Source organism: Methylobacterium sp. GC_Met_3, assembly GCF_026540775.1.
Lineage (GTDB): Bacteria > Pseudomonadota > Alphaproteobacteria > Rhizobiales > Beijerinckiaceae > Methylobacterium.
Window position 1 is genome coordinate 82,547 of record NZ_JALNUL010000015.1, and the last position, 12,455, is coordinate 95,001.

The 12,455-nt window shown below is 66.8% G+C and carries 10 protein-coding genes and 1 pseudogene; 5 read left to right on the forward strand and 6 right to left on the reverse strand.

All coding sequences use genetic code 11. From position 1 onward, the window contains the following. Window positions 1-10: 10 nt before the first annotated feature. Window positions 11-190 (forward strand): annotated as a pseudogene (locus OXS27_RS18325) (hypothetical protein); the annotation flags it as partial. Between the two features lie 140 nt (window positions 191-330). Here the strand turns inward: OXS27_RS18325 and OXS27_RS18330 are convergent. Next, window positions 331-1,260 carry a LysR family transcriptional regulator gene (locus OXS27_RS18330; protein WP_243921927.1) on the reverse strand — a complete coding sequence of 310 codons (930 nt, stop codon included), beginning with the start codon at window positions 1,258-1,260 and terminating at the stop codon, window positions 331-333. 95 nt (window positions 1,261-1,355) lie between these two features. Here OXS27_RS18330 and OXS27_RS18335 point away from each other — a divergent pair, with 95 nt between their 5' ends. Continuing rightward, on the forward strand, window positions 1,356-2,450 hold the full coding sequence (locus OXS27_RS18335; RefSeq protein ID WP_267358100.1) for an aldo/keto reductase: 1,095 nt from the start codon (window positions 1,356-1,358) through the stop codon (window positions 2,448-2,450). A gap of 198 nt (window positions 2,451-2,648) precedes the next feature. Continuing rightward, window positions 2,649-2,999 (forward strand): MmcQ/YjbR family DNA-binding protein, encoded by a 351-nt coding sequence (locus OXS27_RS18340; protein ID WP_267358102.1) that lies wholly within the window; start codon window positions 2,649-2,651, stop codon window positions 2,997-2,999. Window positions 3,000-3,050: 51 nt separating this feature from the next. Here the strand turns inward: OXS27_RS18340 and OXS27_RS18345 are convergent, their stop codons facing one another. The 4 genes from OXS27_RS18345 to OXS27_RS18360 all read right to left on the reverse strand — a co-directional run bounded on the left by OXS27_RS18345 (window position 3,051) and on the right by OXS27_RS18360 (window position 8,743). Then, a complete protein-coding gene (locus OXS27_RS18345) occupies window positions 3,051-3,509 on the reverse strand; it encodes a DUF2852 domain-containing protein (RefSeq protein WP_267358104.1) in 459 nt (152 codons plus the stop codon). Between the two features lie 339 nt (window positions 3,510-3,848). Continuing rightward, window positions 3,849-5,591 carry an HWE histidine kinase domain-containing protein gene (locus OXS27_RS18350; protein ID WP_267358106.1) on the reverse strand — a complete coding sequence of 581 codons (1,743 nt, stop codon included), beginning with the start codon at window positions 5,589-5,591 and terminating at the stop codon, window positions 3,849-3,851. A 405-nt stretch (window positions 5,592-5,996) separates the two neighbouring features. After that, on the reverse strand, window positions 5,997-7,613 hold the full coding sequence (locus OXS27_RS18355) for a cyclic nucleotide-binding domain-containing thioredoxin-disulfide reductase (protein ID WP_243921915.1): 1,617 nt from the start codon (window positions 7,611-7,613) through the stop codon (window positions 5,997-5,999). A 401-nt stretch (window positions 7,614-8,014) separates the two neighbouring features. Next, window positions 8,015-8,743 (reverse strand): helix-turn-helix transcriptional regulator, encoded by a 729-nt coding sequence (locus tag OXS27_RS18360; RefSeq protein ID WP_267358108.1) that lies wholly within the window; start codon window positions 8,741-8,743, stop codon window positions 8,015-8,017. Window positions 8,744-9,204: 461 nt separating this feature from the next. Here OXS27_RS18360 and OXS27_RS18365 point away from each other — a divergent pair, with 461 nt between their 5' ends. Both OXS27_RS18365 and OXS27_RS18370 read left to right on the forward strand, forming a co-directional pair. Beyond that, the gene (locus OXS27_RS18365; RefSeq protein ID WP_267358110.1) at window positions 9,205-9,921 is read left to right on the forward strand and encodes a Crp/Fnr family transcriptional regulator; all 717 of its coding nucleotides are present in this window, start codon (window positions 9,205-9,207) and stop codon (window positions 9,919-9,921) included. A 215-nt stretch (window positions 9,922-10,136) separates the two neighbouring features. Then, a complete protein-coding gene (locus OXS27_RS18370) occupies window positions 10,137-10,277 on the forward strand; it encodes a hypothetical protein (protein WP_267358112.1) in 141 nt (46 codons plus the stop codon). A 145-nt stretch (window positions 10,278-10,422) separates the two neighbouring features. On the opposite strand, the gene OXS27_RS18375 is transcribed toward OXS27_RS18370, so the two are convergent. Then, entirely contained in the window at window positions 10,423-12,441 is a 2,019-nt protein-coding gene (locus OXS27_RS18375) for a hypothetical protein (RefSeq protein WP_267358114.1), read from the reverse strand. Between the last annotated feature and the right edge of the window lie 14 nt (window positions 12,442-12,455).

Below are 12,455 nucleotides of genomic sequence, written 5' to 3' on the forward strand. Positions count from 1 at the left end.
GTCTAACAAGCTGCCGAACTACACAACGATCAACCTAATCTCTTACTATTGGATCACGCCGGGGGTGCGGATTTACCTCAACGTCGACAACCTGTTCGACGCCACCTACTACGATCGTGCATTCCAGAACCGCTACGCCACGCCGGGCGCACCCCGCACCATCATGGGCGGTGTCGCGGCACGGTTCTGACGAACACCGCCGTCGGGACGAGGATTCTCTGCGGTGGCTGGAGCGCTTCGCCGGCCTGCTCGGTCACCGGTCGCGCAGCGACCGCGATTTCGCCGGCGAGGTTGCGCGCGGCTGGCGCGGCGCCTGAGGCGGGCTGGATCTCAGGGGCGATCCGGGGGCGCAACGAGCCCCCGTGCGGCCGGCTCCCGCCAGCGCAAGACGTCGATCAGGCTCCGGAGGGCCGGGGTGACCTGCCGGTCGGGATAGTACAGGTGGCATCCGGGGAACGGCGGACACCACGGGTCCAGCACCTGGATAAGCCGGCCGGCCGAGAGGTCGTCGGCCACGTCGTCCTCCAGCATGTAGCCGAGCCCGGCCCCGGCCCGCACGGCGGCCGCCGCGAGGGGACCATCGTTGGCGACCAGCTGACCGGCCGCACGGATACGGACCTCGCGCCCGTCGCGGGCAAACTCCCAGGGCAGCAGGCCGCCCCCGCCGACGAGGCGATAGTTCACGCAGCGATGCGCCTCCAGGTCGGCCGGCGTCTCGGGGCGAGGAGAGCGGGCGAAATAATCGGGCGTGCCGACGACCACCGTGCGCAGGTCCGGTCCAACCCGGACCGCGACCATGTCCCGCTCGACGGTTTCGCCGAAACGGATGCCGGCATCGAACCCGGCGGCAACGATGTCGGTCAACCGGTCGTCGACCACCACCTCGACCGAGACGGCGGGGTGGTCGATCAGGAATTGCGGCAACCGGGGTTCGAGGATGGTGCGGGCGGCGTAGGGAAACGTCGTCAGGCGCAAGCTGCCCGAGGGCTCCCCGCGCCAGTCGGCCAGGGCGTCAAGGCCCTTCGCAACCTCGTCGAGGGCCGGGCCGAGGGACCGCAGAAGCCGCTCGCCGGCCGGGGTCGGGGCGACGCTTCGGGTCGTGCGGGCCAGAAGGCGCACGCCGTACCGCTCCTCCAGCGCCCGCATGGTGTGGCTGAGGGCGGAAGCCGACACCCCCATCTCGGCCGCAGCCCGCGTGAAGCTGCGATGCCGCGCCACCGCCGCGAAGGCCGCCAGGTCGTCGAGGGTACCACGCCGCATTCCTGAGCCACGCTCACAAGACCTTACCGACCTTTACGGCTAATCACGGCCTGCGTCGCGGATTACCTCTCGATCCTCACCAGAGAGGTACGGCGATGGACCTGACGCACTATCGGACCCTGGGACGCTCTGGCTTGGCGGTAAGCCCGCTCGCGCTCGGCACCATGACCTTCGGCGCGGGCCGCTGGGGCAGCGACGCGGCGACTTCGGCGGCGATCCTCGACCGCTACGTCGAAGCCGGCGGCAACTTCGTCGATACGGCGGACGTCTATTCCGGGGGCGAGAGCGAGACGATGCTCGGCGCGATGGTCGCGGAGCGCGGGCTGCGCGACCGACTGGTCATCGCCACCAAGTGCGGTTTCTCCCGTGCTCAGGGCACCCCGCTCGCGGGCGGCAACAGCGCCCGCAACATCCGCGCTGGCCTGGAGGGCTCGCTGCGGCGGCTGCGGACCGACTGGATCGACATGTACTGGACCCATGTCTGGGACCGGACGACCCCGCCCGAGGTGGTGCTGCGCGCCCTGACCGATGCCGTCGCTCGCGGGGACATCCTCTATTACGGGTTCTCGAATGCCCCGGCGTGGTACGCGGCGCAGATCGCCACCCTGGCGCGCGCCCACGGCCTGCCCGAGCCGGTCGGCCTGCAATACGGCTACTCCCTGGTCGACCGCGGCGTGGAGCTCGACGTCCTCCCCGCCGGTAAGGCGCTCGGCCTGGGACTGGTCCCGTGGAGCCCGCTGGCGGCGGGTCTCCTGACGGGGAAGTACGGGCGCGAGAAGCTCGCACAGGCGGGACCGGCGGGGTCACTCCCGGACCGGTCCGGCGCGGCGAGCCAGGGCGGCAGCGACGGGCGGCTTAACGGCGACAACCCGTTCGGGGGCATGCTGTTCACGGAGGCCAACTTCGCGGTCGTGGACGTGCTGCGCGCTGTCGCGGCGGAACTCGGACGTCCGATGGCGCAGGTTGCTCTGGCCTGGGTCGCGCGGCGTCCCGGCGTTTCGTCGGTTCTCGTCGGCGCGAGCCGTCCGGAGCAACTGGACCAGAACATCGCTGCCCTGGACGTCGCCTTGAGCCCCGAGCAGCAGGGGCGGCTGGACGCGGCCGGCAAGCCGCCGAGCCTCAATCCCTACTTCATCTTCGACCTGCCAACGCCGACCATCTTCGGCGGCCAGGACGTCCGAGCTTGGTAGCCTCATTCCACACGATTGCCGCTTGCAGCTCGGCTATACGTGGAGGAACCGATGATCTTGGTGACTGACGCCCCCCCACGAACTACGCGGCGCGGATCGGACGACGTGGCACGGCATAGCGACACAGATCGCGTCGCGCCGGATGACTCAATGGTTGGTCGCTCCGATCATTCGGCGACCGAAACGATGAGAGCAGCGATGGGCGTCGACATCGAACGCGTGAAGGCGCTCATCGCGACGCTGGAGGCGGTGACCTCCGGCCTGCACTTCCACAGGACCGCCTTCCGGACGCCGCGCAAGACCTTCGCGACGTTGGACGAGGCGGGCCAGGACCTCAACCTGATGTTCGACCCGGAGCATCGGGATTTCTTCTGCGAACAGGTCCCCGACGCGTTCAGCCCGGTCTCTGGCGGCTGGGGCCGTATGGGCGCGACGCGGTGCGACCTGAGCGCGGTCGACGAGGCGACCCTCCTGTCGGCCCTGACAGCGGCGCACAGGCTCGCCGCCCCGAAGGGGCGGACCCGAATCCGTCGGGGCGGCGTCGCATGATGCTGGAGCGGGCGTCGACGCAGAATCGCTCGATGCCAGCCAACCAACCGATCAGCCGATCGTCGAAGGGAGCGACAGCTCGGACGGTGGAGCCGATTTGTGAGCAGGATGATCGGCAATGCCGACGCGGTCGACCACCGCGCCTGATCCGGCGGGATGTTCGGCCACGAAGCGCTCGAAGGTCGCCCGATCCTTGGCGCGCTTCAGCTTATCGACGAAGCTCTCGAAATCCTTGAGACGGGTTTCGAGTCCTTGGCGCTGCGCCTCGATCCGGCTGATCTCGCCGTCGCGCCACGCGTCGAAGGCGGTATTGCCGCTGGTTCGTGCCGATGTGAACCAAGGCCGCTCGCGGGACGTGGCGCCGAGTGCGAAGGGACGGCGCAGGCGTTCGAGGCCAGGGAGGCCGGACAGCCTGAGATCGCGCCGTCCGAGCGCCTGCCGCGCTACGATGACCAGTCCGGCGAAACCGCCGAGATAGAGGGCCTCATGGATCCAGGGCATGATGGGCATGGGAAAGCTCCTTGCGCGCGTGTCGGCGCCGTTGACGATGGCCGGAGCATGCCGCCGTGTCCGTGATGCAGCCTGAACCGGTCGGTTCAGCGCGGATTAAGCTTTCCGGCCATGAACGCGGAGCGGGTCGACCGTATCCGGTCCCACGCCAGCCGCGTTGATGTGACGGTCAGGCGCTTGCCCATCAGGATCGGATCGTCGTCGCCGAGCGCCTGGATCCCGGTCAGAGACCGCGACCCTCGCGACGCGGCGAAGGGGAGCCGAAGTTCGAGCACCCCGTCGTCCCCCGTGTGACAGACGGTGGCCCGAGCGCCTTTTTTGGTAGCGGTTGCCCGGCTTTCAGACGCTGCGAACCGGCCGGCTTTCGGGCACGTCCGCGAACGAGGTGAACCGGTCCGGCTCATCGAGGGGAACGTCGAGGCTGCAACGCAGGCCCTCTGGGGCGAACGCGAGGCTGACCTTGCCGCCGAGTTCCCGCCCGACCCCGCCCGTGATCAGGCGTGTGCCGAACCCGCGCCGGACCGGGTCGCGCACCGGCGGCCCACCGCTCTCGCGCCAGTCCAAGGTGAGCCGCCTTGCGCCGCTCTCGCCGACGACGACCTTCCACGCGACGTCGATACGGCCGGTTTCGTTCGAGAGCGCGCCGTACTTGGCCGCGTTGGTCGTCAGCTCATGCACCGTCATCCCGAGGGCCAGGACGTAGCGCGGCGGCAGGTCGATGTCGGTCCCCTGCAGGCCGAAGCGGTGTGCCTCCTCGTCTCGGAAGGGGGAGAGTTCGTTCTCCAGCACCGTACGCAGCGAGGCGCCCTCCCAGTCGTCGCGCGAGAGGAGGTCGTGGGTCTTCGACAGGGAGAGGATGCGCCCCTCAAGCCGTTCGCCGCGGTCCTCGTCGCGGCGGGCCTGCCGGGCCAGGGATTGAACGGTGGTAAGCGTGTTGCGGACGCGGTGGTTCAACTCGTGCAGCATCATCGTCTGCCGCTCCTGCAGGACGCGGCTGCGGGCGACCTCCTCGCGCAACTCGCCCTGGTGCCTCTGCAGCGATGCCGCCATGGCGTCGAACGCCTCGCCGAGCTGGCCGAACTCGCCGCGTCCGGACAATCCGGTCCGTGTCTCCAACTCGCCGGCGCGCCAGGCGCCGGCCGCACCCAGCAGGCGCTGAACGGGCCGGCGTATGAAGGCGCGTCCGGCCAGGAGCGCGGCGCCGATCGCCAAGATCGCTCCGAGGCCGATCAGAACGATCCCGCGGTGGGTCGCGGCATCGATGTCGGCGAAGGCGGTGGCGGGCAACAGGCCCACCGCCACCGTCATGGTGTCGAGATCCCCCGGCGTGCCACCGGCCACCGCCGTGATCCGCGGGTTGCCCCGCAAACCGATGAGGTCGGCGACCCGGCCCCTATGGTCCGTCAGGGCCTTCCAGAAGGCCGGAGGGAGCGGCCTGCCCGCCCACGCCTCGTGGTCAGGCAGGCGGACCAGGATCGTGCCCTGCCGGTCCGCGACCGTGATGGCGGCATCGGGCGGCAACCCGGCATCGGACTGCCGGGCCGCAAGATAGGACAGGTCGATGCTGGTGATCACGATGCCGTCGGGCCGACCGTCGCCGTCATCGTCGGCAATGGCCTGGGCGAACTGGATGGTGGGCCGGCCGGTGACCCGGCCGGACACGACCTCCCCGATGGCAAAGCCGCCGGTGCGCATCGCCTCCTGGAAGTAGGACCGGTCAGCGACCGTGTAGGCTCCCACCGGGGACCCCATGGTGTTGCACCGGATGCGGCCGTCCGGTTCGGCGACGCCGAAGAAAAACGAACCGGGCACCTTCCCGACGACCGTCGCGAGATACGCCGTGCAGGCCCGTGCGTCCTTGCCGCGGATCTCGGAGATGCCGGCCAGGATGCCGAGAATCTGCCGCGCCCCGCGACCGAATTGCCCCAGGTCGGCGGCGACCGCCCGGGCCCCGCGCATGGCCTCGTTCCGGACGGCCTCGGCGCGGGCGGCCCGAAGCGCGTACACGTTGTAGCCCTGGACAGCCAATGCGGGGATCAGCGCCAGCACGACCAGGCCCACGATCCGCTTCGTCAGAGACATCGAGGGCTGCTTCCCGACCCTGGTTACCCCGTCGCGTCTCGGGACCCGGCCACCGAACTAGGTCGGGTCGGCGCTACGACCATGGTGTGGCGCTCGGCCCCATGTGGACACCGGGGCAACGCGGCTTCGCTTTATCCTCGGCTTGAGGCGTATGATCGAGATGCGGCCGAGGATGTCCACGCGGTGGATGTCAGCCACGCGCGCCGCTCACTGCGCATCCGCGCCTTCGTCGATTTCCTCGCCGCCTCTGCGACAGGGGACGCCTGACGTCGTCGCCGACCTCGACGTCGACGTTTCGAGGATCTGCGCCGAACGTTATGATCGGCCGGGCCGCAAGCGCAGGAGTGAGAGCCCGGTCGTCGGGGGATCCGGCGCTCCGGTCGGATGCGTGCCGGGCGGCGTGATCTACGTCCGAACGTGCTCCCACACCTTGGAGATGACGACCGATCCCTCGCCGACCGAGGCTGCGACCCGCTTGACGGAGTTGGCGCGCACGTCACCGACCGCGAAGATTCCCGGATGCGACGTCGCATAAGGCGAACGCCCGCCGATCGCGTCTCCGGTCAGGACAAAGCCGTGGCCATCGAGCTCGACGAGCCCCGAGAGCCAGCCGGTGTTGGGGGCGGCGCCCACCATGACGAACACGGCACAGGTCAAGATCCTGCGCGTCGTTCCGTCGGCGACGGTGCGGATCGTCACCGCGTCGAGATGGTCGTCGCCGTGCAGGGCGGTGACTTCGGCCCCGTACTCGATGGTGATCGCCGGGTCTGCCTCCAGCCGGCTCGACAGGTACCTCGACATGGAGGTCGCGAGCGATGGCCCGCGCACCAAGAGGCGAACGTGTCGCGCCGAGCGGCTGAGATACATCGCGGCCTGGCCCGCCGAGTTGCCACCGCCGATGACGATCGCCTCGACATTCCGGCAGTAGCGCGCCTCGATCTCCGTTGCAGCGTAGTAGATGCCTGCGCCCTCGAACGCTTCGAGGCGGTCGATCGGCAATCTCCGGTACTGGACGCCGGTCGCGACGACGACGGCCTGTCCCCGGACGCGCCGGCCGTTTTCGAACGTCGCACAGAACGATCCGTCCTCAAGCCGTTCCAACTTCGCCACGCGCCGCGGCATCGCGAAGCGCGTGCCGAACTTCATCGCCTGGATCTCGCCGCGCCAAACGAGGTCAGCTCCCGAGATCCCGGTCGGGAACCCCATGTAGTTCTCGATCCGGCTCGATGTGCCGGCCTGGCCGCCGATCGCCACATCCTCGATGACCAACGCGCGCAGTCCCTCCGCACCCGCATAGACGCCCGCTGCCACCCCGGCCGGGCCGCCGCCTACGATGAGGACGTCGAAGGCCTCGTCGTCGACGAGGTTGTAGTCGAGGCCGAGCAGCCGCGCGACCTTGGCGGGCGTCGGCTCGGTCACGACCACGTCCCGGCCGAAGATGACGGCCGGTCGGCTCGCCGAGATCGAGCAGGCCGTGGCGACGCTCGCCGCCTCCGGGCTGCCCAGCGGATAGGTCCTGTAGGGAAGCCGGTTGCGGCTCGCGAATTCGGCGATCCGCCGTACGCTGCGGTCGTCGTCCTCACCGATCAGCACGAGCGTGCCGTCGTGCGAGTCGAGCTGCCGCCGCCGCCGTGCGGCGAGGACTGTGATGATGATGTCCGACATCTCCGGGATCTCGGACATCAGTCGCAGCATCGCGGGGCGCGGCACCTCGGTGACGACCGTATCCGCGCTCGCCCGCATGGGCATCGACCAGACGCCGCCGTTCAGAAACGAGATCTCGCCCATGAACTGGGTCGGACCAAGGGTGGAGGGCAGATGGCGCTCGTCCGTGAAGGGATTCACGACTTCGATCTCGCCGGCCTCGACATACACGAAGCGATCGGCTGGATCACCGGCACGGACGAGAAAGGCGCCGGCGGGGTAATGCTTCTCGGCCCCGATCGCCCGCAATGCGGCGACATGTGATGCAGCGAGGGGGATGCGCTGCATCTCGCGCAGGTCACGGCCGATCGTTTCCATGGATCGCTCCCGGCGCAGGCTATCCGATGCGGCGCAGCATCGATGGCTCGGCCATTACAGGCAAGACCCTCGGCGGGGGCGATTATTCGATCGAAGCCGGAGGCCTGAAGTGGCTTACGTGGACTCGCAGCCCGGCCTTGACCGACGTGCGCTTCGGAGCAGTCGGCGAGACTCCTCGAATGGCAAAGATGGGCGCCAAGTCGAATGTCCGATCCTGCGGTCGATGCCGATCGGAACAATATTTATTTCTATTTCCAGCAAAGATCAAAGATTTATTGTAGTTTTAGCCAGATAGAGTTTTCCGTCTCAGTGGACTCACGACTGCCGGGACAATGCCGCGTTTCGATTCGACCCGTTGAACACCACATCCGAGCAAGACTTAAACGGGATTCCGGTTTGGCTTATCTGCAGGCGGCTGGCGCACTCTGTTCCACAATCGGCTTGGGGCAGAGCAGGAGGAGACGCATTAAAGCGGCTTGACGACGTGTATCCGTTTTTTCGAAAATGTGGCGCAAGTGAACCCGCGCCGTGTTGAGCGTAATGCTGCGACGCGCTGCGCTCGCCGCGAGGTCGTTTCCGGCCAGCATCTCAAGCGCGAACGCAGCCTCAGTGGCCGTCAGACCGAACTGAGCCTGCAGCGCCGCTTTGGTTGGAGGCCGAACGTTGATCGGATCGATCAGGCGCAGAAGCACGATGCGATCAACATCCGCGCCGGCCCCTGACGGAAACGCGCTCGCCGCGATCAGCAGCGTCTCCTCATCAGCCCCGAGCCGAAGCGACCCGCCAAGGCCGCTGGCCGCGCAGTCGGCAATCACCGTGCGAAGCGCTACGCTGCCGCTCGGCGCGCTGGCGCAGAGTCGGCCGTTTGCAAGGCGCAGGTGAGGACCTCGCACAATGCCTTGGGCCTCCCGGTTCAAGAACAGGGCGCAGCCGAATCTGTCGACGACCGCCACGCCCTCCTCGAAATGGTCAACGAACGCTTCCAGCGCGGCAGCTACAGGCGCTGAGTCGAACGCGCGTCGGTGCTCGTCCGCAAGGCCGTCCCAGTAAAATGGGGCCCGCTTCTGATCTTGAGAACTGGCCAACGTGCTGGCAGATCCTACGAACGCCTGTTTTGCGGATGCGTGCATCTGCGGCCTCGCGTCAATTTCGCGTCGAACAAACCCTCAAGGGCCCGCAGCCTACGATTTCTCCTCTCCGAGCGGGTGTGACCTTCGTCACTCTCGCGGGGCAGACACGGACACAAAAACGGATCTGGAAAGGCGGCAAAGATCCGTCGCTCGACCTTTGGAAGCTCCATCCCGGCTCATCCATTGCCGCATGCCCCAGGGGCCAGTGGGCAGAAGGCACTTGCTTGCGAGCGAAGTGCAAACTTGTCCCGTATCGCCCCCTGTTTATACTGTCCTTTCGCCACCCGGCGGCATCTAAGTACCGTCGCACCCCGGCCGGTACAGCACGTATGGGGTCGAGCATGGGCGCGCCGAGACGAGACTGCCGGTCGACATCCTCTGTTTCGGCACCGTCCTTCGGACTGCCGGCCAGATCCGCGCGCAGCTTGCGCAACGCTGTCCGTTAGGCGGGAGCCTGCCACGTGTCGTCCGGCAAAGGCGCTACCGTCTTTGACAAGCGGACCGCGCTGTCGCGGCATGAGTTGTTCCGGGATGCGCCGCAGGCTGTCATCGAGCGCCTCAGCGTGCGCGCTCAGCCCCTCACGTTCAACTGCGGTCGGCGTGTCTTTAGCCGAGGCGATGAGAGCCATGGGCTCTTTGCAGTTGTCAGTGGCTATGTCCGGATCTCTACGAGCTGTCCGGAGGGCCGATCCGAGCTCATCATGAATCTCATTGGTCCTAACGAAGTCTTTGGGGAGATCGCAATGCTTGATGACGGGCTGCGAACGGCTGATGCGATCGCGGCGACCTATTGCTACCTCCTTCTCCTCGAACGGCGAGACCTGTTTCCGATCCTCAACGACTTCCCCATTCTCGCGGTCAGACTCCTGGGGATCTTGAGCGGGCGGTTGCGGCGCACAAGCCAGCAATTGTCCGATTACGCGTTCGTCTGCGCCGAGCAGCGCTTGGCGAAGACGCTCCTTACGCTCGCCGGACACACGGAGCGCAACGATGTCCGTGTGCTCACGACGCAGCGCGAGCTAGGCCACATGGTCGGCCTGTCCCGCGAGGGCATCAACCGGCATCTCTCGGTCTGGCAGCGCAAAGGCTTCATCGCGCTGGCTCCGGGTGCCTGCACAATCCGCGACCGTGCAGCCCTGGCGAAAATCGCGTTGGGTGATGGCGAGGTTCGAAGCTGACCGCCCCTCCTTCGATCGGACCTCTCATTCGGGAAAGCTCGACTCTCAGGGCGACCGAATTCATCGAGCCCACAGAACCGTCTTCTTGGCTCGAAACAAGCATCCCTTTTCAATGCGAGATGCGGCGAGCCCAAAGCAACGTGATGTGAGGCGGCTCACACCAGCATTTTCTGAAATCTGATAACGCATTGGCATCCACCCTGCGGAGGCTGGCGATGCTGCTGTTCCTGGTCAAGCTACTCGAGACGCAGAAGCGCGTTTCAAGTGCCCGCCGTTGCCTGTATCATTTTTCGGAGCGTGAGCTCGACGACATAGGCGTGACATTCAGTGAAATACTGTTTTTACGGCAGCATTGAATATAAGATATTCTTCCAGAAACGGATTTATTCCTGCGGAAGCGGCGCAGAACAATTGTTCGTTAGGAAGCACCGTGTCGACCGCTGAAACGCGCGGCGAAAGCGCTCTTGTCGCAACGCGCATCGGCCTGCGCGCGACGCGCCGTCACGCCGGTTTCAAATTCCCGCCGCCGCGCTTCGCGATCTCGCCCGGAGTGGTCGGCACCTGGGTTGGTGCCGGAAGCGGAGGGTTCGCGAGTTGACGGGCGAGCTGGGGTGACGCCGTACTGGTCCCGATCAGGCGGAAGACGCTGCCGGTTCGATTGCCGCCGGCCCGCAGGCCCTTGAGCGCGAACGTACCGTCCGTAGGCAGCAGGAAGTCCGGACCAGCGCGGAGCGTGAGCGGGCCAGGGCGCGCAGGTCCCGCCGATGAGTACGCAGCACGGCGGCCATTCGCGAGGATGTAACCACCCGCCACATGCACGTTGCTGTCGCCTGCGGTGGCGATCCCGTTCAGGGTACCGTCGCGGTGGATGAGTGAGCCGGCGTCATCGAAAGCGCCGTCGACATAGGTCAGATCGGCCTCGGCGGACCTGGCCAGGCGCCACGCGTCGTCGACGAAATACGATCGTTTGGCACCGGTGCGGACGCCGATGTTCGGGTCGCTGCGGGCCGCGTAGGCGTGGATTTCAGCGCCTTGCGGGATACCCGAGATGGTGATGCGCCAGTCGCCATGTTCCGCGGTGTCTTGGGTCGCCTGAACCGCCAACAGCCAGAGCGTGTCCGTGCCTTGCGTGATCGGCGAGGAGACCTGGAACGCCGCGGCTGGCGCACCCGGCGGCGGGACAGCGGCCGAGGAGGCGGTCGCGCCGCTCGGCGCGGTCAGCGTGATGGTGACGGCCTGCGCCGCGCTGCCGGGCATCCAGACCTCGGCAAAGCACGTGACTGGGTTGTCGGGTAACAGGCGCCAGACCCATTCACACAGGTCGCCCGGTTTGGGTCCGCCGACGTGGCAGACATGGCTATCGCTGAGGTAGCTGTTCCCCGCTGGGAGCACGATCTCCAATCTCGGTTTGCCTGGCGTGCCGTTGAAGTCCGCCACGAACGCGGCAAGCGCTCTTTCAAGTTCGGACGTGCCGTTATGGGGGCCCGTCGTGATCCCGTAGCTGATGTTGATGATGACGTGCTCGGTGTGGTCCGGGTCGACGTAGGACAGCACGTACCGGATGCCGTCGAAGATGTAGGCTTTCAGCCACACGCCGGTGGCGTCCTTGATGCAATCGTCAGAAAACTGAACAAAGACGATGTCCGCGCTGGACGCCGGGTCAGTCCCGTTCTGCCAGCTTGGTGGATCCCTGTTATCAGTGCCAGGACCGGTGGGGCCGACACGCAACGCGGTCGGCATAATCCCGGCCAGAACATCCATCACGTGCGCGCCGTGCGACTGGCGCGACAAGAGACGCCGAAAATCGGCGTCCGCGTAGCAGCCGTCCTCATCAAGGCTCCCGCTCCCGGCATGGAGCGCGATCCACGCGTCGAGATCGAGCCCTGTTGGCGCGGAGGGGGGCAGAGGCGCGCGTCTGAATTCCAAGCCGTAGAGAAAATCAGCCGGAATCATGCCGAATTGGCGTAGGGTGCCTTGGTTGTCCGGGAACGAGATCGGCGATTTTCCCAGATTCTGATCCCAGATGCCCCGCACGCGCGTGCTGTTTGGACCTCTCAGGAACCGGGCCGCCGCGAAGGGGCAACCATCGTCGAGCAGGCCGATGAGGACAGGGCCGGGTGGCGTGTGAGGCGCGCGGTGATGGCGATGGTGAACCCTGTGCTGACGTCTCGTCACGGCGGCGCGCTTGATCGGGAGCGACAGCTCGACCTGATCGACGAAGGCGTCCCATATCGCGGCAGTCAGGGGCGCCGTCACCCCCTCCAAATCCGTGAACACGGTCGCGAAGCAGCGCTGCTCGCTGTCCGGGCCGAGCTCGACATCGACTGAGGCGTCCCGCCCCATCGCCTTCACGAAGGCCGATGCCGATCCCGCCCGCTTGAACGCAACGAGCAGGAAGAGTTTATGCTTCCGGCTGTGAAGCAATGCGAAATCACGGAATCTCGTGGCGATCGCATAGCGGAGATAGGGCCCAAAGCATTTCGGCAGATCGGACCAGGGATCGGATTCGACGTCGAGCATCGCCACAGCCTCCT

Excerpts from the sequence above, each read along its gene's own strand:
- OXS27_RS18330 (WP_243921927.1), bottom strand. The coding sequence starts at position 1,260 with ATGCGGCGTGGTACCCTCGACGACCTGGCGGCCTTCGCGGCGGTGGCG.
- OXS27_RS18335 (WP_267358100.1), top strand. The coding sequence starts at position 1,356 with ATGGACCTGACGCACTATCGGACCCTGGGACGCTCTGGCTTGGCGGTA.
- OXS27_RS18340 (WP_267358102.1), top strand. The coding sequence starts at position 2,649 with ATGGGCGTCGACATCGAACGCGTGAAGGCGCTCATCGCGACGCTGGAG.
- OXS27_RS18345 (WP_267358104.1), bottom strand. The coding sequence starts at position 3,509 with ATGCCCATCATGCCCTGGATCCATGAGGCCCTCTATCTCGGCGGTTTC.
- OXS27_RS18350 (WP_267358106.1), bottom strand. The coding sequence starts at position 5,591 with ATGTCTCTGACGAAGCGGATCGTGGGCCTGGTCGTGCTGGCGCTGATC.
- OXS27_RS18355 (WP_243921915.1), bottom strand. The coding sequence starts at position 7,613 with ATGGAAACGATCGGCCGTGACCTGCGCGAGATGCAGCGCATCCCCCTC.
- OXS27_RS18360 (WP_267358108.1), bottom strand. The coding sequence starts at position 8,743 with ATGCACGCATCCGCAAAACAGGCGTTCGTAGGATCTGCCAGCACGTTG.
- OXS27_RS18370 (WP_267358112.1), top strand. The coding sequence starts at position 10,137 with ATGCTGCTGTTCCTGGTCAAGCTACTCGAGACGCAGAAGCGCGTTTCA.
- OXS27_RS18375 (WP_267358114.1), bottom strand. The coding sequence starts at position 12,441 with ATGCTCGACGTCGAATCCGATCCCTGGTCCGATCTGCCGAAATGCTTT.